The following is a 20858-nucleotide window of genomic DNA, read 5'->3' as shown; positions in this document are numbered from 1 at the left end:
CTCCTCCCAGAGTGCGATGTCAAATTTCGTCATCTGCTGGCGCAAACGGCGGGCTCCTCCAGCCTCGCCGTTTCGCCTCGCTGTTATCCGCGTCCCACGAACGGCATTTTTGTTGCCATCACGGTCATCGTCAGAACATTGGCGTCGAGCGGCAGGCCCGCCATGTAGACCACCGCGTCCGCGATATGGCGCGAGTCGATCGTCGGTTCGGCCGCCATGCTGCCGTTTGCCTGAATGACACCCGCAGCGATCTTCTTCGTCATGTCGGTCGCCGCATTGCCGATATCGATCTGGCCACAGGCAATATCGAAATCGCGGCCATCCAGTGCTGTCGATTTCGTCAAACCGGTAATCGCATGCTTGGTTGCGGTATAGGGCGACGAATTCGGCCGCGGCGTGGTGGCGGAAATGGAACCGTTGTTGATGATGCGGCCGCCGCGCGGGTTCTGCGCCTTCATGAGCCTGAACGCCCCTTGCGTGCACAGAAATGCACCCGTCAGGTTAGCCGAAACCACATTGCTCCATTGCTCGAAACTGATCTCTTCGAGCGGAACGCCAGGTGCGCTCATGCCTGCATTGTTGACCAGCACGTCCAGACGACCAAATTTCTCGGAGATCTGGTCGAATAGCGCCTTCACCGCATCGGGGTTGCCAATATCGGCGCTGATCGCATGCACCGCGGTTCCGGTTTCGTCACGAAGTTCACGCGCAGCGGTTTCCAGCACGTCCAATCTGCGGCCTGTGATCACAACCACATAACCAGCCTTGGCAAGGCCTCGAGCAATAGCACGCCCAACGCCCGTACCGCCGCCCGTTACAAGAGCGATCTTTCCTGTCATCCGGTTCGTATCCTCACTCATCCCAGATGACCTCCCAATTCGTCCTCGATGTGAATGCGGATGATCTCATCGAAGGTAGACTCGGCTCTGAAACCGAGACCCGCTGCACGGCTTGCATCGAAGTTCGTTGGCCAACCGGCCACGATCTTGGCGATAACCGGATCCGGCTCCTTGCGGATCAGCGAGACTGCTTTTTCGCCTGCCACACGGCGCAGTGCCTCGATTTCCTCGCCAACCAGGGCAGAGAGACCGGGCATGGTGAGATTGCGGCGCGGACCGACCTTCGAGAGATCAAGCGTTGCTCCATGCACGAAGAAGCCAACCGCCGAGCGCGGGCTCGCAAACCAATGGCGGACATTTTCATCCACCGGAAGCACGGCTTCCTTGCCGGAGAGCGGTTCGCGCAGAATGTTGGAGAAGAAACCGGATGCCGCCTTGTTGGGTGTGCCCGGTCGAATGCAGATCGTCGGCAGGCGAATGCCAAGACCGTCAAAAATCCCGCGCCGCGAATAATCCGCCAGCAGCAGTTCCGCGATGGCCTTCTGTGTGCCGTAACTGGTCAATGGCGTCGTGAAGAACTCGCCGCCGATCACATCCGGGAAGGGTGCGCCGAAGACCGCAATGGAGGAGGCAAAGATCACACGCGGCACGTAAGGCTCTTTCAGCCCTACATGCCTGATGGCCTCGAACAGCAGCCGAGTGCCATCCAAGTTGATGGTATAGCCCTTGTCAAAATCGGCTTCCGCCTCCCCGGAGACAATTGCCGCCAGATGGAAAATGAGATCAGGTCGCTGTTCGATTAGCTTTTCAGCAGATCCCGGCGCAGCAAAATCCAGCGTCAGAACCGACGAGACAGAAGCAAGGCTTTGCGGCACCGGCGACGGAAAAGCGTCCGCCAGTATCAACTGATCGATGCTGGCGCCGAGGCAATCCGGTTCACGACCGAGCCTTTCCACCAGTTTCCGGCCCACCATCCCGGCAGACCCAATGACCAGAACCTTCATGTGCGGCGCTCCTCCCTGCCGTATTTCATTTATACTTGCCGTCAGACGGCAACGGCGCGTAACGCCTTCGTGGTCTCGTAGATGCGGGTCAGATGCCTCCGAAAAGCATCCACCACGGCATCATCATCCTTACGCTTCAGCGCCTCCACGATTTCCACATGGTCTTCGTAGCTGTTCTCCGTCGCACTCGGCTTCGCCATGGCCTGACGGCGATAGTCCATCAGATAACCGTAGAGGTCCGTCACGATGTCGGTCAGCAATGGATTGCCGCACACCCGATAGATCGCCAGATGAAACTCCCGGTCGCAGATCAGGAAACGCATCGTATCCCGATCTGCTTCCCGCTGGGTCTCCAGCAGGTTTTCCAATTTCGCAATCGTTTCACCATCCATGTTTCGCGCGGCCTGACGCACGACATCCAGTTCCACGAGCAGTCTTGCCGCATGAACGGCTTCAAGGTCATACCGGTCGATCACGCTTTTCGATGCCAGGGTGATCGGCAGATGGCTGAGATCGACATCCGCAACGCGACTGCGACTTCCCTGCGATACCTCGATAAACCCTTTGCCCGCGAGGATCTGAATGGCACCCCGAACAGTCTCCCGGCTGACATGCAGCACGGCAGCCAGTTCGCGCTCTCCCGGCAGTTCGTCTCCTGCTTTCAACATGCCGGTCGCAATCAAGGTCGTCAGCTTGTCCGCAACCACATCCCGTGCGGTCTGCCGAGTCACGGACCCGCCGACCATGGGAACCTGATGCAGTATGGCATCCGCCTTCATTGCCGCTTCCTCCGTCCGCCCTCGTCGATCAGCTTCATACTGGTCTACTGGCCGGACCACCGGATATGCACTGTATTTAAGGTTGCGTTAGCGTCAATGCAAATTCTTTGCTGCATCGCGGCAATTCTGCGTCATTTTCGCCCTTCGAATCTGGACATCCAACCCAAGCCGGCATCCGTCGTGCTACGCGGTCGATATTCTGCGCCGATAGGTTGATCCCAACCAAGGAAAGCCAGACGAGACAGAACATAAGGATAGTCGACCTCGCCAGAATCCGGCTCACCACGATCCGGCACGGCAGCGATCTGAACATGTCCGACATGCGGCATCAGGCGTTCAAAACGCCGGCATAGATCGCCTTCCATGATCTGCACATGGTAGCAGTCGAACATGATCTTCAGATTGGCGTGCCCAACCTCCTCGATCACCGAAACAGCCTGCGCGGTGGTGCTCAGGAAGTAATCGGGCGCATCACGGCAATTGAGCGGCTCAATGAGAATTGTCTTGCCTTGAGCCGCAGCCAGTGCGCAGGCAATGGTCAGATTGGCGACATAAGTGGCATGAGCCACCTCACCAGATGCCTTACCCGCCATGACGTGAATGTTCGGTACATCGAGCGCCACCGCATAATCCAGCGCCTGGCGAATTGCTGTCTGCGCCTCCAGTTCCCGACCGGGAAGCGCGGCAAGACCGTTTTCGCCTGCCTCTACGCGTCCCCGAACCGTGTTCAGACCAAGCATCGCAAGACCGGTCTCATCCAGCGCCGCTTTCAGCCGATCGACACTCTCATTATACGGCCAGTGAGATTCCACGGCATCGAAACCAGCTGATTTTGCGGCACGAATTGCGTCGGGAAGAGATAACTCTTGCCATAGAAATCCCAGATTGGCGGAAAAGCGTGTCGCCATCAGTCCCACTCCACATCGAATGTCGTGACAACCTTTGCGATCTGCTCCGGTGTCAGCATGCGCGGCTTCAGCCCATGCGTCAGGAGCGCGAGTTTAGCGGTCTCTTCCAGCTCTTCCACCGCATAGACCGCTGCCTCCAGATCCTTGCCGGCAACAACCGGCCCGTGATTGGCCAGCATGACCGCGCTGCGCTTGCCCGCCAGTCCGCGGATCGCATCACCCATGGCGGGGTCGCCAGGAATGAAATACGGCAGGAGCGTCACCTTGCCGAGCTTCATGATCGAATAGGCCGTCAGCGGCGGCAACATGTTTTCCGGGTCGACATCCGGCAGCATTGAAAGCGCCACAGAATGGCAGGAATGCAGATGAACCACAGCGCCGGTTCGCGTCGGGCGCGTCTCGTAGAAGGCCGAATGAAGCGGCATTTCCTTGGTGGGCTTATCGCCACCGATCAGACGTCCATCCGCATCGAACAGCGAAAGCCTGCCCGGCTCCAGGCTACCGAAAGAACTGCCGGTCGGCGTGACCAGAAGCCGACCATCAGAAAGCCTCGCCGAGATGTTGCCGGAAGAACCGCCTGTCAGACCTCGCTCGAACAGCGATCTGGCCATGCGGCATATATCGTCCCGCAGCCGCGCCTCTTCGCTCATGACGCCTCCAGAAGGTTGAACGCCTGTGCGAAGAAGTCTTCCGCTCCGAAATTACCGGACTTCAGAGCCAGTGCGATGGTGCGACCCTCAAGGTTCGCATAGGTCCAAGGCACGCCCGGTGCGATTTCCTTGCCGATCGATAGCTGCCTGACGCCGAGCGCATTGACCACCGCGCCGGATGTTTCGCCCCCGGCAACCACGAAACGGCTGACGCCGAGTCGCGATGCTTCCTGTGCAATCCTGGCCAATGCCTCCTCGACCAGCGCGCCAGACTTTTCGACACCAAGCGCCTGCTGATAGTTGCGCACCTCATCCGGCTCTGCCGTGGCATAGACGAGCTTGGCCCTATCGATTGAAACGCTTCGCAGCCAATCCAGCGCAGGTTCCACACCTTGCTCTGCCAAAATCAGAGGATCGAGTTTGTAGCTTTCCGCATGAGGCAGATAGCGCGCAACCTGTTTGCGGGTCATGGCAGAGCAACTGCCGGAGAGTACGATCTGCCCTTCTGCCACGCGAACCTGAGTTTCGTGACCGCGTGAACCCGAAAGTTCCCCCGCATCGGCCAGCAACTTCGGCAAGGGCATTGCCAGCGCACTGCCGCCGGTTACGAGCCGGAACCCCATGGTTGCCTCTGCAATCACCGCCAGATCATCGTCCGCAACCGCATCGACCACGACATGCCGCACGCCCTTGTTCTTCAACGCGTCCAGTCGATCACGCAGCGCCTCGACGCCCTTGGCGACCACGAGCCGGTTTGCCAGCCCGACGGGTGAGGTCACCTGCGGCGAAAGCAGCCGGACAAGGCTTGAATCGCGCATCGGCGTCAGCGGATGATCTTTCATCGGACTTTCATCCAGTGGCTGCTCGCCAACGAAAAGATGCCCCATGAAAATGCTGCGCCCGTTCTCCGGGAAGGCTGGGCAATAGATGGTCTGGGATGCGCCAAGGCGCTGCATCAGGGCTTCCGAGACAGGACCGATATTGCCTTCGGCTGTGCTGTCGAAGGTGGAACAATATTTCCAATAGAACCGCTTTGCACCGGCCTTTTCCAGCCAGTCGGCGGCGATCAAGGCCTGTTCGACAGCCTGCTCGACCGGTACGGTGCGGATTTTCAGCGCAATGATCTCGAAAGGTGCCACAGGCGTATCGGCAGGCTTTGGCAGGCCAAGCCGCAGCGATACTGGCCAGCCGCTGCGCGACAGAAGCGCCGCAAGGTCGGTTGCGCCAGTAAAATCGTCAGCAATAGCGCCAAAGCTTATCTGCATAGATTATCCCTCCATGCCAGGAAGCTTGATGGATGCACGTTCTGCCAGGATCTTCGCCACCGCCGCATCATCCTCCAGTCCGAGACCGGACTCAGCTGCTTCCTTGAACAGGGCCAGCGCGGCTGCACTGAGCGGCGTGCTGGCACCTGCCTTGTCAGCCTCGCTGGTGACGATGCCGAGATCCTTGACGAAGATATTGACCGCCGAACGTGGCGTGTAGTCGCCATCGACAATGTGCGGCCCTCTGTTTTCGAACATCCAGGAGGAGCCTGCCGACACACGAATGACGTCGAATACGGTTTGAAGATCGAGGCCTTCGGCGGCAGCCAGAGTCAGCGCCTCCGCCGTTGCCGCGATATGGACACCCGCCAGCAACTGGTTGATCATCTTGACCTTGGAGCCGAGACCGACCTCCGAGCCCAGCCGGAAAACCTTTGCAGATACCGCATCCAGCGCCAGAGCTGCATGGTCGAACGCTTGGTCGGGCCCTGAAGCCATGACCGTGATTTCGCCTGCCAGAGCCTTGATATGACCGCCGGACACCGGCGCATCGATGACCTGCATACCCGCGCTGCTCAGCCGCTCAGCAAGTTCCATAGTGGCACTGGGTGCCATGGTGACGCAGAGAAGGAATACGGTGCCAGCCTTGGCAGATTTCAGCGCGCCTCGCTCACCAAACAGAACCTCTTCGGCCTGCCGGGAGTTCACGACGAAGACGAAAACCACGTCGCTTTCGCCAGTACTGGCAGCGTCCGGATAGGCTTTGCCGCCCTCCTTCTCGAAACTGGCCAACACGTCGCTGCGGATATCCACGCCCTTCACATCGAAGCCTGCGCGCAACAGGGAAAGTGCTGCACCCCAGCCCATGGAGCCTAGACCGATGACTGTCGCTGTCACTTGCCTCGTCATGCTGCCGCCTCCCAACGAAATCATGCTTGACACTGGTATCGATACCGGTATCGGTAACGTATGAGGTGATTGTTAACTCTGTCAACCGGGAAATTTTCTCGAACAGGATTTCGCACATGCGTCAGCCAACATTGGAAGAGGTGGCGGCAAGGGCCGGTGTCAGCAAAATGACGGCGTCGCGAGCACTCAGAGGCGCGCGCGATGTATCCGCAGCGAGCATTGAGAAGGTCAAGATTGCAGCGGAGCAACTGGGCTATGTCGGCAATCAGCTTGCGCTCTCCTTATCATCGCGCCGGACCAATCTGATCGGCGTCGTCATTCCCAGCATGTCCAACATTGTGTTCCCGGAAGTGCTTGGCGGCATCATCAGCGGATTGGAAGGCTCTGGCCTGCAGCCGGTTTTCGGCGTCAGTGACTACGACCTTGACAAGGAACGCGACATCATTCGCAACATGCTGTCATGGCAGCCTGCAGCGCTCATCATTACGGGGTTAGATCAGCCGGAAGAAACGCGCAAACTGCTACGCCAGAGCGATATTCCCGTCATCCAGATCATGGATCTGGACGGTGAGCCAATCGATTTCGTGGTTGGTCTTTCTCACACGCAAGCTGGGCGTGAGATGGCTGAGGCGATTCTTGCATCAGGCCGCAAACGGATCGGCTATATCGGCAGTGCGGTCGACCGCGACAGACGAGCCATCAAACGCCGCGCCGGTTTTGAGGCAGCCCTTCAGGATAACGGCCTGACCTTCGTTTCGGTCGAAACCAGTCTTGACGCCTCATCCTCCCGGCTCGGGAGAGATCTGACCGAACGCCTGCTCGCGCGGCATCCGGATCTGGATTGCATCTATTGCTCGAATGACGACATGGCGGCAGGCAGCCTGTTTGCCTGCATGAAGCTTGGACGAGCCGTCCCGGACGACATCCTCATTGCAGGCTTCAATGGGCTTGAGATAACGAGCGCGCTGCCTGTTCGGATAGCTACCTCGACATCACCCCGCAGAGCGATCGGCGAGCAGGCGGCGCAACTCGCCTTGGCGGCGATGAACGGCAACAGAAAGGATCTCGCCCGCCGGATCGAATTGCTGGCAGAGATCACGCTGGGCGATGCGGAGAAATGAGCCTCAGGCCGCCTTCGGGAAGAAGATGGCGCGCGCAGGATCGAAACCGTAAACCTCTCCAAAGCTCAGGGCGTCGCTGGCAAGTTGGGTGACGTTTGCCAGAATGTAATCCACCTTGGCGTCATCCAGCAGAACTGAGAAGTTGAGGCGCACGAAGCCCGGCTTTTCCATTTCTTCGCCAGCGAGGATTGCAGCGCGCAGACGATCTGACTCTTCATCGCTGATATTCAGCAATCGATGCACGTAAGGCCCGGCGCAGGCACAGCCGCCGCGCGCCTGAATACCAAAGCGGTCGCTCAACATACGCGTTGCCAGTTGCTGGTGCACATAGCCTCCCTGCCCGTCGCGGAGACGGAACGAGAAGATCGGTAGACGGTCCGTGTCCAGATTGCCGAGCAGCTCAATATTCGGATGCGTCCGCCACGCTGAAAGCGCACGCTGACGCAATTCCTGCTGCCGCTCCTTCATATATTCGGCACCGATCGCCTCCTTCACCATGAAGGCAAGAGCTGCCCGGATATCGCCAACCACGTTTGGTGTGCCGGCCTCCTCACGCGCCTCCAGATTCTGTGCGTAGTCGTGCCCGTGGGAGGATACGAAGCGGACGGTCCCGCCACCAGCCCAGGTCGGCAGATCACGAACGACCGCATCGCGCCGAACGATCATGATACCCGAGGCGCCGGGTCCACCGATGAATTTGTGCGGCGAGACAACGATAGCATCGATTTCGGCCTCAATGGAGGGCACCATCCGGATCGGCACATAGGGCCCGGCCCCGGCGCAATCCCAGATCATCACTGCGCCGGAAGCTTTGACCATGCGCGTGACTGTCGCCACATCCGTCACGATCCCCGTGACGTTCGAAGCTGCCGAAAAGCTGCAAATCACGCGGTCAAAACGGCTGGACTCCGCCAAGCACTGCGACAGCGCCTCAAGATCGGGACCGCCATCTTCCGCTTCCGGCAACTCGACAATATCAGCGCCAGACTCGCGCCATGGCAGGATATTGGAGTGATGCTCGTAAGGGCCGAGGATAATCCGCGTGTTTGCCAGATCCGCGCCGAAAAGCTTGACGAGACGGTTGAGCCCAGCCGTGGCCCCAGAGCCCGTGAAGATGACCGCATAACGGGAATCGGCGCCACAGATTTCGCTGATCCGGCTACGCGCCTCACGGCGCATGCGTGTCATGGTACCCCCGCAAAAGGAAGCCTCGGTGTGGCTGTTCGCGTAATAGGGAAGCACGTGCTCGAGTACGAATTGCTCGACCTGCATGAGTGCGCGACCGGATGCGACATAATCCGCATAGACAAGCGGTTTAGTCCCGAACGGGCCATCCACAACGGCATCGCGCCCGATCAGGCCATTCGCCAGATCCGCAATGATATCCGGTCGCACCAGCGACTGCTCAAACCTAGCTAGTGCGCTGATCGGCTGTTGAACGCCCTGATCCATGATGAAATTCCCCTCAAATCCTGTGAGGTAAAGTTAGCGATTGCAGGACGGTGGTTTCATCATCTATTTTTACCAAATTCTGACAGAGTGTGTTTCAAATGACCCAAGAAATCACAAAAATTGATAATATTGATCGCCGCATCCTGACTTGCCTGCAAATCAATGGAGCTCTTTCGCAGCGTGAGCTGGCTGAGCAAGTTGGCTTGTCGCAAAACGCCTGCGGACGGCGGCTGCAGCGATTGCAGGAAAGCGGCGTCATTACCGGGTCACAGGCGTCAGTCGATCTGCCCGCAGTTGGTCTCGATCTCACCGTCTTCGTCATGATCCGCACACGTCATCATTCCAAGGATTGGGCAGAGGCGTTTCGCAAGCATGTCGACAAGTTGCCGGAGGTGGTGGATTTCTACCGCATTGGCGGGGACTGGGATTATCTGCTGAAAGTCGTGACGCGCGGAATGCGCGGCTATGACGCCTTCTATCAGAAGCTCATCACCGACTTCGACTTCTCGACCGTTACCGGCTTCTTTTCGATGGAGGCCATACTCCAGAACCGACCGACCGACCTGACAAAACTGTAGGAGCCTCAAGCTTTCACCGAAATGTGAAATGGCCGTTCATTCGCTCACTCGTGCTGGGCGCAACCTGTGTTACAGTTGCGAATATCCGAATGCTTGTGAAGAGAATGCCATGCTTTCCACACTTGCAGTCCTCTTGAGCCTGACCAGCCTTCATAGCGTCCCCGTTGCAACGCGTGGAAATGAGGTGGATGTCGAACTGGTTCTCGCCGTCGATACTTCCCGCTCCATGGATTATGAAGAGGTCAGGATACAGCGTGAAGGCTATGTTGCGGCCCTTCAGCATCCAGTCTTCATCAATGCCGTGAAAATGGGGCTTATCGGCAAGATCGCCATCACCTATTATGAATGGGCGGGCGAAGTGGACCCGTCTTCCGTTCTTGATTGGCAAATCATCGAGACCGGTGCCGATGCAAAAGCTTTCGCAGACAAATTGGCGGCAAGGCCGATTGCCACCCAACGGCGTACATCCATATCTGCCGCCATTACTTATGGTACATCGACGATCGGTGGAAACCGGTTCGAAGGAATGCGCAAGGTGATCGATGTGTCAGGCGATGGCCCGAACAACATGGGCGGCCCCGTCGAAACTGCGCGTGATCAGGCCATAGCGTCCGGCATCATTATCAATGGCTTGGCGCTGGTATTGCGTCCTTCGGGCACAACGACGGGCCTTGATCGATATTACAAGGATTGCGTCATCGGTGGACCGGGATCCTTCGTCCTGCCGGTTCAAAAGATCGAGGATTTCGAGGTGGCCGTTCGGCGCAAGCTGATCATGGAAATCAGCGGGCTGCAACCGCCAGTCGACGTCTGGAAGATCGCGGCAGAGCACAAATCGGACTGTTTCGTTGGCGAAAACCAATGGCGCGAATTTTTTGATCGTTAACAGTTTCCGTACCGATATCTTCACAAAAGTACTTGCAATAGAGACGATAATCTACCTATCTTGTAGATGTTCTCAGGGCGGGGCGAAATTCCCCACCGGCGGTAAAAGGTGCAAACCTCAAGCCCGCGAGCGCCTTTGCCGATGAGGTGAAGGGTCAGCAGATCCGGTGCAACTCCGGAGCCGACGGTATAGTCCGGATGGAAGAGAGCAAGCAGAGTGCGCTCGGGCCGCCGTGGCCTGCGCGCGTGAATGCCTGTTCGCCCAAGGGCAGTTTTCGCGTGTTCCCGAAAGGATACGCAAAGAACGCAGCCAGAAATGGCTTAACCCTTGAAAGGCAAGTTGAAATGAGTTTTTCCAGTATTGAAGAAGCGGTCGCCGCAATCGAAAGCGGCAGAATGATCATCGTGGTTGACGATCATAGCCGCGAAAATGAAGGCGACATCATCGTCGCTGCTGATTCCACCACATCCGAACACATCGCTTTCATGATGAACAAGGCGCGCGGCCTCGTTTGCATTGCAATGGAGGGCGAGCGTATCGATCAACTCGAACTGCCATTGATGGTGCCGAACAATACAGAGCTTCACAAAACGGCGTTCACCGTATCGGTCGACTACCTGCCGGGAACGACGACCGGCATCTCTGCCGCCGATCGTGCAGCGACAGTCCGGGCGCTCGTCGATCCAAAATCGAAGCCGGAAGAGTTTGCACGCCCGGGTCACATGTTCCCGCTTCGCGCCAAGCAGGGCGGCGTGCGCGCGCGTCCCGGTCACACCGAGGCCGCGGTGGAATTGTGCAAGCTGGCAGGTCGTTTTCCCGCCGGCGTCATTTGCGAAGTGGCGAAGGATGACGGCACTATGGCCCGCCTTCCCGACCTGCAGATCTTCGCGAAGGAACATGGTCTGCCGCTGATCGCGATCGAGGATCTGATCACCTACCTCAACGACAGAGATGCAGCGAAGGCTAAGCCTTCCTTCGCGGCTTGAAATAGAGTGGTCTGACGGACTTTATCGTTCGTCAGACCAATTCTTTGTCGGACAATAAAACGAAGCGCGACTGGGCTCTGTTCCAAAGATACTGCTGCACACATTTGCGTGGACCATGCTATAGCGAAGCGGCAAAGGCGATCGCAGGGTTGTCCGTGTGCCCGTTCGCCAGAGGTAAACGGCGCGGCGACATTTCCGATTGGCGCACGTCCGAAAGACCCTATCCATCTCAATCGTCTGCTGAACGGCCTCTGACCGAATGCATTGACGGAAGCTGTTGCCCTGATCTCCAGGAGCTTGGAATGCCAATCTGCCTCACTTTGGAAAACATCGAAATCTCATTGCATGAACTCCACACATTTTTAATGAGGAATATCACCGCTGCTGAATTAAAATTGCAGTTGAAAAAACGATAATCGCTATAACTGCGCTTTTCGGCAGTACGTTTCTTTCCCCGATAAGTAAAACAGACAGAAAAAACCCAACAACAAGACTCACACGCCGGAATATTGATAGATACGTCACATTTGCTAATGGATCCGCAATTGCAAAGAAGTATATCATCTCTGCGACGACCCACGAAAGACCGACCAATGGGACATAGGCAGACCATCGTAGTGGTAAACCTCGTTGCTGTTTCCACGACAGGACAAGAAACAGAAAAAGGGCAAGCGCACATCTGTGCAGTGCGGAATAAGCCTGAATGCTGTAGATCGGCAGCCCCAGATTTTGTACGATGAACTTGTCGTACACTGTCGTTATAGCGGACAGAATTGTCGCGGCCAGCATCATCAACACTGGCGAGCTTTTAAGCATGCCAACGCCTTCTTTTTTGCCGATCTGCGACAAAGCGTAATAGGCAAGGATCGACGCTAGGACAGCAGAAAGCTGGAGGGGCGACAGGTATTCCCCGAATACGATAGCACCGGCGGCGAACGTCCAGAGTGGTCCGGATGCTCTTACTGCTCCCGAGAACGACATAGGTAGCTCCCGGACAGAGTAGTAAGCAAAGACCCATGAAAACGTCATCGCAAGCCCCTTAACAAGAATGAGACACTGCTCCTGGACATTTGTTTGGGTCCAATCGACATGAAATCCCAAGCCTTCGGAGATTGGCAAGAATGCGGGTAGCCAGGCGATTGCGCCAAAGAGAGAAGACCAGAAAACAACAGAAATTGCGCTGTTTCCATTCATCGCCTTTTTAGTCCAAAAATCATAAAGCCCGAGCAAAGCTCCAGCCGATAAACCACAAACCATCCACATTAGGAGCATGCGCCTTGAAATGCTGCAACATTCGCCAGCAAATGGGAAATGGATGATGTGCCAGTTAGGATAACACCGGCGAAGCCGATGCTAACTATAGAGCGAAATAACTCAGTGGAAGATATTGTGGAATCCTCTTGGACAAGAGCGCCCATTGCAAAGGGGCGGTTAACGATAGCGTTCATGCCATGCACAGCCAGAAGTTCGAAAACAGGTTCCAATGAACGATTGTTTATATTGAACGGGAATTGAAGGTAATGATAACGGCCCGATTTGCATGCGATGGTAGCTGTTTCGAGATCGCTCACAGACGCACCAAACCTTGTGATTCCCATTGATGCCGCACGGTCGAACGCTTTGATTACGTCGCGAGATGCGACATTGGCAGCAGTTGCCTTATGAAGTTGCAGGAGATCAACGCGCCCCAGCAGTCTCATACTGTTATCGAGGCTTCTCACCAGTTCATCGAAGCTATGTCCGGTTCGTGCCGCTTCTTCGGCCGGGTACCAATGCTCACCCATCTTTGTGGCAATCGTTATCTCATCTCGCGGCAGAAGACCGCTGGACAACGCTCGGCCAAGGATCGCTTCACTGCAGGCATAAGCTGGAGCCGTATCGAAAAAACTTATTCCGTTCGAGTATGCCGCCTCAAGCAACGCATGCGCAGCATCCTCCTTGGGAGGATGTACAGCCTTGACTCCCCATTGCCGTCCGATCGACAACAGGCCCAAGCCCAATTCAACCTTATGCATATCATTTCCCTTTGGGATGAAAGAAGGCCTGAGGTTTGATCTCATTCGTAGAGAATAAGCCGTTCCCGAGAATGACCTGACCTGTAGGAACCGTGAGGTTGCGAGCAACGCCAGAACCTTTCAGTAAACCAGCCCGAAGATCTGGGTCGGAATCCTTGTAGGAATGACCAGCCTCCAGATGGCAGCTATCTACAGTTATCGCGCCGAGGATCTGGCTTCCTGTTCCCAAGATTGTTTCCCCGAAAACGGAAGCACCGTTGATATATCGACCGTTGTCACCGATAACGATGCGCGCATTTGGTCGGTTCGTCTTCGCCGTGAAACCACCTTCGCCAAATTGATTGATTGAACCGATCACAATCGGACCGGAAACTGCCTCAATCAGTGAGTTGCTGAAGAATGTATTATTGTCCCCGATCAAGAGCTCCCCCTGATCGACGCAGAAGAGGGAAACGCAAGGAAATATGATGTTTCCTGTACCGATTTTTGCCGTAGCCGATATCAACACCGAGAATGGATCGAAGATGACATTTCCTCGTTCGACGAGGTCTTCAATGTCCCCAATGGTCATAAGGCCGCGCAAGCGCCGAATTTCGTCTATAAATGCGGCAGAGCTCATGTTAGGCAACCTCTCGAGTTGCTTCTGCCTCAAGGGTTGGAAATTCATCGCACGGTCTGCGGGCGATTGCCGGATTGTCGAGCTTATCGTGGATGTAGGACGTCAGGACATCTGTAAGGTAGGGAGCTTCAGTCATCTTGCCAGGCAAAACGACGACATGACCTGGAACCGGCTCGCTGATGGCGATGTTGAGCGAACGGGCACCGGCAAGATCGGTCACGTAATCGACCTTCACGCAAGCGACATCGAGTGAGCCGCGACTATCCCAGGACGGAAAAATCCGACAAATTCCGCGATGCAGATTCTCCGCCCGGTCTTTGAGTACATCATACGAAGGCTCGGCACACATCAATGCGTCTTCGTTGAACCCGATGATGCTCACGTCACCATGGTGCATCATTGCCGCTTCATGCGGATCAAGGAAGAAGATTCCGGCATGCGCCAGTCGCTTGGTTACAACAAGATGGCTTTTCCAATACCGAATCGGCAGATCAATACCGTGGTGTTTTCTAAATATCTCCTTGGCGCCAATACCGGAGGAATAGACCACAGTGCTCGCTTTCAATGTCATCCGTACTCCAGCCTGGTCCCTCATGACCACAGCCTGACCGTCGATCACCTCAATTTCAGAACCTAGGTAGAAACTGCACCCGGACTTTTGTGCAAGCGCAAGGAGCTTGCGATAAAGAATTCGGGTGTTAAGGCTGACATCTGCAACCTGGAAAATACCCGAAACATTTTCAAATGTAGCATCCGGAACAATTCTCTCAGCTTCGGCCCGAGATATCGGTCGGTACTTGACGTCTGCCTCGTCCCATCGGGAAATGACCTCCGAAAGAGTATCCTCACGCCGAATCAACGCCAACGGCAGAACATCTGGATCTTCTACTGCTTCTGGCGAGAAACGTCGCAACTGCTTGTGACCATAAATGCATCTTCTCGCGACCTGAATCGCCGCCTTACGATCACGGATAGATGAAGCGTGATAGGTGCCCCTGTGGAGCCAACCTTCGTTTCTGGTAGAAGGCCCAGACGCAAAAGTTGTATGTTTTTCAACAAGAGCAACCTTTAATCCCAAATCGCTTAGTTTCTGTGCGGCCATAAGGCCCGTAATCCCCCCGCCAATCAGCAGGACATCATAATCAAAATTCATTCGATTTTTCCCTTCGACCCTGACAGGGTCGACGGCTCCTTCATCACAATTTTGCGAAAAAACTCTAATAGATTGCTTTATACATCCTGGAATATACAATTCCAGTTGTTTTTTTGAAAGCCACAGTTAAATGGAAGCGTAGGAGATAGGTCAGATCAAAGGTACAAGAGGTTTCGTGAAGGCTCGGGCCTTGATGAGCTACTCACCATCGACCAGTACGCCACGCCTTCTTGGTGGGCATCTACAGTGGCCAGATCGCCTGACCCGGTGCGGCCTGGAACTGTTTCTGGACGAAAATGGCAATCGCACCGATCTCCAGCACGCTGACTTTTAGGGCTCACAGCGTCCACTCCATCCGCGATGTAATTCTGCCGCTGCTTCGCGCAGCCATGACCGCAGTGCTGGTTTATTCCTCCACTCGGGCTATTAACCCATCAGCGCCGACATATTTCTCGTCAGCGCACAACACACAATGGCGACATCTTATCTCGTTGGCCTTGTCGAAAACGGTCAATGAGGCGAGGCACTAGTCTACTCGTCCATGCACATCGTGATCGCAGGCATCCAGCTTCTGGTAGAGGAAGGTTGTCTACGCCGCGTAAACTGCAGAATCAGCATCGAAGCTGTCTCCATTGTTTTTGACCACGTCCGCACAACCCTCGACTGATCCACAGTCGCCTAAGGAGCGGATCTTGGGCTGGGAGCTGCTTTTTATAATAATTTATTCTATATATATATGATATAAGGAATTGATAATTCCTCCGCTATTTGCCAATGTGAGCGAGAACGGAAGGATGTAGGGCGTTCTCCTTCCCATTACGGGTTTGACCTGTGGAGGGCATTGGATGGGCGGGCAGACACAACAGCGCGATCAGCTGCTCTTCGTTTTTGATGTCGGCGGCGTTTTCATCGAGCTGAATGCTGACAGGCGCAGGACTGCGCTCGAGGCAGGCGGTCGGTGGAGTGGGGGTTCCGCTCCCGATGCCGGCCTGGCTGAAGCCAACATGCTGTTTCGCCTCGGACGTATCAGCGAATCCGACTATCTCGACCGGGTTCAGCACATTTACGGCCTCACGATTGAACAAGTTCTTGCGGCGGAAACCGCACTTCTGAGCGGCGTGCTGGAAGAGATGGCCAGCTATGTGCGCCAGCTCCGGGTGGCGCATCGGGTCGTCTGCCTTTCGAACACGCAAGCCATTCACTGGCGGCACATCATAGAAGAGCTCTTAGGGCCGGAGTTTTTCGACGCCTGCTACCTGTCTCATGAAATGGGCATGGAGAAGCCCGCCGAAGACATTTATCTTGCTGTACAGGAACGTGAGAATGTTTCGGCAGACCAGATCATTTTCGTGGACGATACGCTGGACAATATTCACACATCCCGTTGCCTCGGGTGGAACAGCATCTATCACACCAGTGCGGCGGAAACGATTTCCCACATAGAACAAGTGCTGAGGCAGCCAACCGCTGCCCACCAGCTTTGACCGATCAGACACGGAGTTTGCCACTTGGCTCGATTGTCACTGCGCGGAATCAAAAAGCGTTTCAAGGCCGTAGAGGTCTTGCATGGCATCGATCTCGATGTGAATGATCGCGAACTCATCGTCTTCGTTGGCCCTTCCGGCTGCGGGAAATCCACTCTTCTGCGCCTCATCGCAGGGCTGGACCCGATTACGGATGGCGAGTTCCTGCTGAACGACAAGCGCATGAACGAGGTGGCCCCCTCACGCCGCGGCATCGCCATGGTGTTCCAGTCCTATGCGCTTTATCCGCACATGGACGTTTACGAGAACATGGCCTTCGGTGCGCGGCTGATGGGGTTGAGCAAGGCGGAAGTGGAGGCGCGCATTCAAGAAGCAACGCGCATGCTGCGGCTTGAACCTCTGCTTGAGCGCAAGCCGCGCGAGCTTTCCGGCGGCCAGCGCCAGCGTGTGGCCATCGGGCGCGCACTGGTGCGCAAGCCGCAGCTTCTGCTGCTGGATGAGCCGCTATCCAATCTCGATGCAGCACTTCGCTCGGAGGTGCGGCTTGAGATTGCCCGCCTTCACCGCGAGATCGGCGGCACGACGATCTATGTCACGCATGACCAGGTGGAAGCCATGACCCTGGCAGACCGGATTGTCGTGATGAATGGCGGCCGGATCGAGCAGTTCGGTTCTCCGCGTGAACTCTATGAGACGCCTGCCAATACCTTCGTAGCGAACTTTATCGGCTCGCCGCGCATGGCGATGCTTGGCGTCGAGCGCGAGGGAGATCGGTTGATCGCGCCCGGCATTGGCGCGATTTCGTTGACACGCCTGCCCTCTGCCGCAGATCGTGAGTTGCTGATGGGCGTGCGCCCGGATGGAATGAGCATCTCTCCAGATCTGCAAGGCGAAGGCTTTGCCGCCCAGGTGGTTTACACCGAATATCTGGGAGACAGCGCCTACGTCTATGTCAAGATGGGCGAAGGGGCACCGGTTTCCATTCGCTGCACGCCGGATACGCAATACGCGCCCGATACGCCGGTCAAGATCCGCGTTATGCCGGACAAGCTCCACTTCTTCAGCAGCAATACCTCACAACGCCTGGCGGTGTGAGGATGGTCACCCTGTGAATGATAAAACAAAGAGAGAGGAACACATGAAAAGACTTCTTTTGGGAGCAGCCATCGCCTGCACAAGCCTGTTGTCAGCAACCGCGACCTTCGCGACCGAGCTTTCATTCTGGACCTGGCGCCAAGAAGACAAGGCTGAATACGAAAAGTTCTTCGCCGATTTCACCAAGGCGAACCCTGATATCACCATCAAGTTCGAGGCGTTCGAGGCCACCAACTACAACACGGTGCTTTCCACAGCACTTGCCGGTGGCAAGGGTCCGGACCTGATGATGACGCGCACCTATGGCGGCATCGAAAGTCTTGCCGGCGCTGGTTACCTGATGCCGCTTGACGACAAGAAGATTCCAGCGGTCAAGGGCTTCTCCGAAGCCGCGCTCGCGTCTGTCACCATGCGCTCCAACAAGACGCTGTATGCGGTGCCTGCCGCGAGCCAGACCATGCTGGTGATCTACAACACCGAAATTTTCCAGAAGAACGGCATCACAGAGCCGAAGAGCTGGGATGAATTCATCGCTGCCTGCGAAAAGCTGAAGGCTGCGGGTGTCATGCCGTTTGCAAACGGCACGGCAACCGCGTGGCAGAACGAAACCATCGTTTCGGCACTCACCTCCTCCATCATGGGCAAGGCATTTTATGCAGACCTGATGGCGGGCAAGACCGACTTCAATGACAAGCGCTACGTCGAAGCGCTGACGAAGCTGAAGGAAATCTCCAAATACTTCCCGGAAGGTTTCGTCGGTCTTGATTATGCCTCCGCCCAGCAGCTCTTTACCTCCGGCATGGCGGGCATGTTCGCAGGCGGTTCCTTCGAACTGGCAAACTTCGCCAAGCAGAACCCTTCCCTCAAGATGGGCGTCTTCGCAGCTCCCGGCCTGAAGGCGGAAGACGAGAAGCTCGTCGGCCTGTTCTTCGATTCCGGTTTCGGTGCCAATGCCAAGCCAAAGGATGAGGCTGCCGCCGTCAAGTTCCTGAACTATGCGGCCAGTAAGGATTTCGCGCAGGCCTTTGCCAACCGCCTCAGCAATGTGTCCGCGGTTCCGGGCGTCACCTTCGACAGCCCGCTTCTGGCGAAGGTGGCAGAGCTGAACAAGAACTCCATCGCATATATGACGCTGGTGAACTTCCGCTACGGCGAACCCACGGGCTCCAACCTCATTCAGGCTGGCGTTTCGAAGCTGCTGAATGGTCAGGCGACACCTGCCGATGTCGGCAAGTCGATGACCGATGGTCTGGCTGCCTGGTACGCGCCCTTCAAGAAGTAGCATCTCAATGGGTCGCCTGAACACGGGCGACCCTTTCCCTCGCAGGCCGTGCAGGATCGTCTGATGATTTCCAGCCAGTTGACAGGTCGAAGATTATGGATTGCAGCACTCGTCGTGCCGCCCATCGCCTTCATGTGTCTGTTTCTCGTCTATCCGATCCTGTCGGCCTTCGCCTATGCCTTCTATGAATGGCACGGGCTGGCGCGCGGCGACTTCGTCTGGTTCGACAATTTCCATCGCGTTCTGTTCGAGTTTCCGTTCTCGGAACGAACGATCAACGCGTTCAAACACAATATCTTCGTCTTCTTCGCCCTGATGGTGTTGCAGAACGGCCTTGGCTTCATTCTCGCCTATTGCCTGTGGCGCGAGCTTTGGGGCGCGCGCTTCCATCGTATCGCAGTCTTCCTGCCGGTGGTCTTGTCCACCGTCATCGTCGGCCTGCTGTGGAAACTGTTCTATCATCCGCTGTTCGGTGCGGTGAACGCCACCCTTCGCGCGGTCGGACTTGGCAGTCTGGCCCAGCCATGGCTGGGGCAGGATTCGACCGCCCTGACCGCGATTGTCGTTGCCAATGCCTGGCACATGGTGGGTTTCCCGACACTCGTGTTTCTGGCGGGCATGCAGCGCATTCCTTCCGAAATTTTGGATGCTGTGCGGATGGAAACCGAAAGCGAATGGGTGAAGATGAGCAAGATCGTCTGGCCGCTGGTCGCGCCTTCCGCAACCGTGGTCTTCACGCTGCTCTTCGTCGGTGCGTTTAACTGGTTTGAACTGCCCTTCATCATGGGTGGCGTCGATGGCTCGCCGCATGGTGCAACAGACGTGCTTGGCCTCTACTTCTACCGGACTGCCTTCGGCAGCATGTCTGCGTCGGCTGAAAACTTCGGTCCCGGCAGTGCGCTCGCTGTGCTGATCTTCCTGTTCATTGCCGTGGTTTCCAGCGTCATCACCATCCGGCTGCGCAAGCGGGAGATCCAGCTATGAGGAAATCCGTCGAGAGCAGCACATTTCGCACCTTCGGCTGGGATGGGCTGATCCAGATTCTTCTGATCGGAAACAGCATCGTCATGCTGGCTCCCATCGTCATCATGGTGTTTTCTGCCTTCAAAACCAATGCGCAGATCTTCCAGTCGCCGTTCTCAATTCCCGACTTCACCAATGTGAAGAGCATTCTGCGAGTTTGGAACGAGACGGATTTTCTGCTCTACATGGGCAATTCGCTCATCGTTACCGGCGCCTCAATTGCACTGATCATCATTCTCGGCACCATGGCGGCCTATGCCATTGCCCGCTACGAGTTTCGTGGCTCCGGTCTCATCCTACTGTTCTTCCTTGCGGGCCTGACCCTGCCGCTGAAGCTTGCCATCATTCCGCTCTTCATCCAGATACGCGATTTTGGCCTGATCGACTCGCGGCTCTCGCTGATCTTCATCTATGTCGCGACCGGCCTGCCGACGACCGTCTTCATCATGACCGGCTTCATCCGCAGCCTGCCGAACGAGCTGGAAGATGCGGCCCGCATGGATGGGGCCAACGAGGCCCGCATCATGTGGTCCATCATGCTGCCGCTGGTTCGTCCTGCCATGGTGATTGCCGCGATCCAGAACGTGGTGCCCATCTGGAACGACTTCTTCTTCCCGCTGATCTTCATTCAGAACAACAATCTGAAAACCCTGCCGCAGGGCCTCACGACCTTCATGGGCGAATTCGGCACGGATTGGGGGGTGCTGTTTTCCGGCCTCACACTCTCGGCGCTGCCGATCATCATTCTCTACATCGCTCTGTCGCGGCAGTTCATCAACGGCATGACGGCGGGTGCGATCAAGTAGCGCC

At 56.4% G+C, this 20858-nt stretch carries 21 protein-coding genes, 1 pseudogene and 1 riboswitch; of the genes and pseudogenes, 10 read left to right on the top strand and 12 right to left on the bottom strand.

Annotated features, from left to right (window positions below):
• Positions 1 to 83 precede the first annotated feature (83 nt).
• The 7 genes from MUU53_RS05930 to ltnD all read right to left on the bottom strand — a co-directional run bounded on the left by MUU53_RS05930 (position 84) and on the right by ltnD (position 6354).
• The gene (locus MUU53_RS05930; protein WP_247260070.1) at positions 84 to 860 is read right to left on the bottom strand and encodes an SDR family oxidoreductase; all 777 of its coding nucleotides are present in this window, start codon (positions 858 to 860) and stop codon (positions 84 to 86) included.
• Complete coding sequence (gene denD, locus MUU53_RS05925) at positions 857 to 1843, bottom strand: D-erythronate dehydrogenase (protein ID WP_247260069.1); 987 nt, start codon at positions 1841 to 1843, stop codon at positions 857 to 859. Before denD ends, MUU53_RS05930 begins: the two co-directional genes overlap by 4 nt.
• A gap of 41 nt (positions 1844 to 1884) precedes the next feature.
• Complete coding sequence (locus MUU53_RS05920) at positions 1885 to 2622, bottom strand: FadR/GntR family transcriptional regulator (protein WP_247260068.1); 738 nt, start codon at positions 2620 to 2622, stop codon at positions 1885 to 1887.
• A gap of 131 nt (positions 2623 to 2753) precedes the next feature.
• Positions 2754 to 3530 carry a hydroxypyruvate isomerase family protein gene (locus MUU53_RS05915; protein WP_247260067.1) on the bottom strand — a complete coding sequence of 259 codons (777 nt, stop codon included), beginning with the start codon at positions 3528 to 3530 and terminating at the stop codon, positions 2754 to 2756.
• Positions 3530 to 4180: a 3-oxo-tetronate 4-phosphate decarboxylase gene (gene otnC / locus MUU53_RS05910; protein WP_247260066.1), complete on the bottom strand. Its 651-nt coding sequence runs from the start codon at positions 4178 to 4180 to the stop codon at positions 3530 to 3532. Before otnC ends, MUU53_RS05915 begins: the two co-directional genes overlap by 1 nt.
• Positions 4177 to 5445: a 3-oxo-tetronate kinase gene (gene otnK, locus MUU53_RS05905; RefSeq protein WP_247260065.1), complete on the bottom strand. Its 1269-nt coding sequence runs from the start codon at positions 5443 to 5445 to the stop codon at positions 4177 to 4179. The genes otnC and otnK overlap by 4 nt, the downstream gene beginning before the upstream one ends.
• Before the next feature lie 3 nt (positions 5446 to 5448).
• Complete coding sequence (ltnD, locus tag MUU53_RS05900; RefSeq protein ID WP_247260064.1) at positions 5449 to 6354, bottom strand: L-threonate dehydrogenase; 906 nt, start codon at positions 6352 to 6354, stop codon at positions 5449 to 5451.
• A gap of 116 nt (positions 6355 to 6470) precedes the next feature.
• On the opposite strand from ltnD, the gene MUU53_RS05895 reads away from it, so the two are divergent.
• Complete coding sequence (locus tag MUU53_RS05895; RefSeq protein ID WP_247260063.1) at positions 6471 to 7475, top strand: LacI family DNA-binding transcriptional regulator; 1005 nt, start codon at positions 6471 to 6473, stop codon at positions 7473 to 7475.
• A 3-nt stretch (positions 7476 to 7478) separates the two neighbouring features.
• On the opposite strand, the gene MUU53_RS05890 is transcribed toward MUU53_RS05895, so the two are convergent.
• Positions 7479 to 8927 carry an aminotransferase class V-fold PLP-dependent enzyme gene (locus MUU53_RS05890; protein ID WP_247260062.1) on the bottom strand — a complete coding sequence of 483 codons (1449 nt, stop codon included), beginning with the start codon at positions 8925 to 8927 and terminating at the stop codon, positions 7479 to 7481.
• Between the two features lie 98 nt (positions 8928 to 9025).
• Between MUU53_RS05890 and MUU53_RS05885 the strand changes: the two genes are divergently transcribed.
• The 3 genes from MUU53_RS05885 (at position 9026) to ribB (ending at position 11377) form a co-directional block, all read left to right on the top strand.
• A complete protein-coding gene (locus tag MUU53_RS05885; RefSeq protein WP_247260061.1) occupies positions 9026 to 9505 on the top strand; it encodes an Lrp/AsnC family transcriptional regulator in 480 nt (159 codons plus the stop codon).
• A 109-nt stretch (positions 9506 to 9614) separates the two neighbouring features.
• Positions 9615 to 10391: a DUF1194 domain-containing protein gene (locus MUU53_RS05880; protein ID WP_247260060.1), complete on the top strand. Its 777-nt coding sequence runs from the start codon at positions 9615 to 9617 to the stop codon at positions 10389 to 10391.
• 64 nt (positions 10392 to 10455) lie between these two features.
• Positions 10456 to 10604: riboswitch (FMN riboswitch) on the top strand.
• Positions 10605 to 10735: 131 nt separating this feature from the next.
• A complete protein-coding gene (gene ribB, locus MUU53_RS05875; RefSeq protein WP_247260059.1) occupies positions 10736 to 11377 on the top strand; it encodes a 3,4-dihydroxy-2-butanone-4-phosphate synthase in 642 nt (213 codons plus the stop codon).
• 375 nt (positions 11378 to 11752) lie between these two features.
• On the opposite strand, the gene MUU53_RS05870 is transcribed toward ribB, so the two are convergent.
• Genes MUU53_RS05870 through MUU53_RS05855 form a run of 4 tightly spaced genes read right to left on the bottom strand, consistent with a single transcriptional unit; the run spans position 11753 to position 15164 of the window.
• Positions 11753 to 12640: a DMT family transporter gene (locus tag MUU53_RS05870; RefSeq protein WP_247260058.1), complete on the bottom strand. Its 888-nt coding sequence runs from the start codon at positions 12638 to 12640 to the stop codon at positions 11753 to 11755.
• Complete coding sequence (locus tag MUU53_RS05865; RefSeq protein WP_247260057.1) at positions 12640 to 13392, bottom strand: aldo/keto reductase; 753 nt, start codon at positions 13390 to 13392, stop codon at positions 12640 to 12642. Before MUU53_RS05865 ends, MUU53_RS05870 begins: the two co-directional genes overlap by 1 nt.
• Position 13393: 1 nt before the next feature.
• Positions 13394 to 14011 carry an AraC family transcriptional regulator gene (locus MUU53_RS05860; protein WP_247260056.1) on the bottom strand — a complete coding sequence of 206 codons (618 nt, stop codon included), beginning with the start codon at positions 14009 to 14011 and terminating at the stop codon, positions 13394 to 13396.
• Position 14012: 1 nt separating this feature from the next.
• Positions 14013 to 15164: an NAD(P)/FAD-dependent oxidoreductase gene (locus MUU53_RS05855; protein WP_247260055.1), complete on the bottom strand. Its 1152-nt coding sequence runs from the start codon at positions 15162 to 15164 to the stop codon at positions 14013 to 14015.
• A gap of 317 nt (positions 15165 to 15481) precedes the next feature.
• Between MUU53_RS05855 and MUU53_RS05850 the strand changes: the two are divergent.
• The 6 genes and pseudogenes from MUU53_RS05850 to MUU53_RS05825 form a co-directional block, all read left to right on the top strand.
• Positions 15482 to 15831: pseudogene (locus tag MUU53_RS05850) on the top strand (iron ABC transporter permease); the annotation flags it as partial.
• Between the two features lie 178 nt (positions 15832 to 16009).
• Positions 16010 to 16648, top strand: a complete 639-nt coding sequence (locus MUU53_RS05845) for an HAD-IA family hydrolase (protein WP_247260054.1) — start codon at positions 16010 to 16012, stop codon at positions 16646 to 16648.
• A gap of 24 nt (positions 16649 to 16672) precedes the next feature.
• Entirely contained in the window at positions 16673 to 17743 is a 1071-nt protein-coding gene (locus tag MUU53_RS05840) for an ABC transporter ATP-binding protein (protein ID WP_247260053.1), read from the top strand.
• A 43-nt stretch (positions 17744 to 17786) separates the two neighbouring features.
• A complete protein-coding gene (locus MUU53_RS05835) occupies positions 17787 to 19025 on the top strand; it encodes an extracellular solute-binding protein (RefSeq protein ID WP_247260052.1) in 1239 nt (412 codons plus the stop codon).
• Positions 19026 to 19088: 63 nt separating this feature from the next.
• Complete coding sequence (locus tag MUU53_RS05830) at positions 19089 to 20009, top strand: carbohydrate ABC transporter permease (protein WP_247260051.1); 921 nt, start codon at positions 19089 to 19091, stop codon at positions 20007 to 20009.
• Positions 20006 to 20854, top strand: coding sequence for a carbohydrate ABC transporter permease (locus tag MUU53_RS05825; protein WP_247260050.1), 849 nt, complete (start codon positions 20006 to 20008; stop codon positions 20852 to 20854). Before MUU53_RS05830 ends, MUU53_RS05825 begins: the two co-directional genes overlap by 4 nt.
• The last annotated feature ends 4 nt before the right edge of the window (positions 20855 to 20858 follow it).

This window comes from Affinirhizobium lemnae (assembly GCF_022968395.1).
Taxonomy (GTDB): domain Bacteria; phylum Pseudomonadota; class Alphaproteobacteria; order Rhizobiales; family Rhizobiaceae; genus Neorhizobium; species Neorhizobium lemnae.
This window is presented reverse-complemented; position numbering and strand designations above follow the sequence as displayed.

Excerpts from the sequence above, each read along its gene's own strand:
- MUU53_RS05890 (WP_247260062.1), bottom strand. The coding sequence starts at position 8,927 with ATGGATCAGGGCGTTCAACAGCCGATCAGCGCACTAGCTAGGTTTGAG.
- MUU53_RS05835 (WP_247260052.1), top strand. The coding sequence starts at position 17,787 with ATGAAAAGACTTCTTTTGGGAGCAGCCATCGCCTGCACAAGCCTGTTG.
- ltnD (WP_247260064.1), bottom strand. The coding sequence starts at position 6,354 with ATGACGAGGCAAGTGACAGCGACAGTCATCGGTCTAGGCTCCATGGGC.
- MUU53_RS05885 (WP_247260061.1), top strand. The coding sequence starts at position 9,026 with ATGACCCAAGAAATCACAAAAATTGATAATATTGATCGCCGCATCCTG.
- otnC (WP_247260066.1), bottom strand. The coding sequence starts at position 4,180 with ATGAGCGAAGAGGCGCGGCTGCGGGACGATATATGCCGCATGGCCAGA.
- MUU53_RS05930 (WP_247260070.1), bottom strand. The coding sequence starts at position 860 with ATGAGTGAGGATACGAACCGGATGACAGGAAAGATCGCTCTTGTAACG.
- otnK (WP_247260065.1), bottom strand. The coding sequence starts at position 5,445 with ATGCAGATAAGCTTTGGCGCTATTGCTGACGATTTTACTGGCGCAACC.
- MUU53_RS05920 (WP_247260068.1), bottom strand. The coding sequence starts at position 2,622 with ATGAAGGCGGATGCCATACTGCATCAGGTTCCCATGGTCGGCGGGTCC.
- MUU53_RS05870 (WP_247260058.1), bottom strand. The coding sequence starts at position 12,640 with ATGTGGATGGTTTGTGGTTTATCGGCTGGAGCTTTGCTCGGGCTTTAT.
- MUU53_RS05825 (WP_247260050.1), top strand. The coding sequence starts at position 20,006 with ATGAGGAAATCCGTCGAGAGCAGCACATTTCGCACCTTCGGCTGGGAT.
- denD (WP_247260069.1), bottom strand. The coding sequence starts at position 1,843 with ATGAAGGTTCTGGTCATTGGGTCTGCCGGGATGGTGGGCCGGAAACTG.
- MUU53_RS05845 (WP_247260054.1), top strand. The coding sequence starts at position 16,010 with ATGGGCGGGCAGACACAACAGCGCGATCAGCTGCTCTTCGTTTTTGAT.
- ribB (WP_247260059.1), top strand. The coding sequence starts at position 10,736 with ATGAGTTTTTCCAGTATTGAAGAAGCGGTCGCCGCAATCGAAAGCGGC.
- MUU53_RS05855 (WP_247260055.1), bottom strand. The coding sequence starts at position 15,164 with ATGAATTTTGATTATGATGTCCTGCTGATTGGCGGGGGGATTACGGGC.
- MUU53_RS05880 (WP_247260060.1), top strand. The coding sequence starts at position 9,615 with ATGCTTTCCACACTTGCAGTCCTCTTGAGCCTGACCAGCCTTCATAGC.
- MUU53_RS05865 (WP_247260057.1), bottom strand. The coding sequence starts at position 13,392 with ATGCATAAGGTTGAATTGGGCTTGGGCCTGTTGTCGATCGGACGGCAA.
- MUU53_RS05860 (WP_247260056.1), bottom strand. The coding sequence starts at position 14,011 with ATGAGCTCTGCCGCATTTATAGACGAAATTCGGCGCTTGCGCGGCCTT.
- MUU53_RS05915 (WP_247260067.1), bottom strand. The coding sequence starts at position 3,530 with ATGGCGACACGCTTTTCCGCCAATCTGGGATTTCTATGGCAAGAGTTA.
- MUU53_RS05895 (WP_247260063.1), top strand. The coding sequence starts at position 6,471 with ATGCGTCAGCCAACATTGGAAGAGGTGGCGGCAAGGGCCGGTGTCAGC.
- MUU53_RS05830 (WP_247260051.1), top strand. The coding sequence starts at position 19,089 with ATGATTTCCAGCCAGTTGACAGGTCGAAGATTATGGATTGCAGCACTC.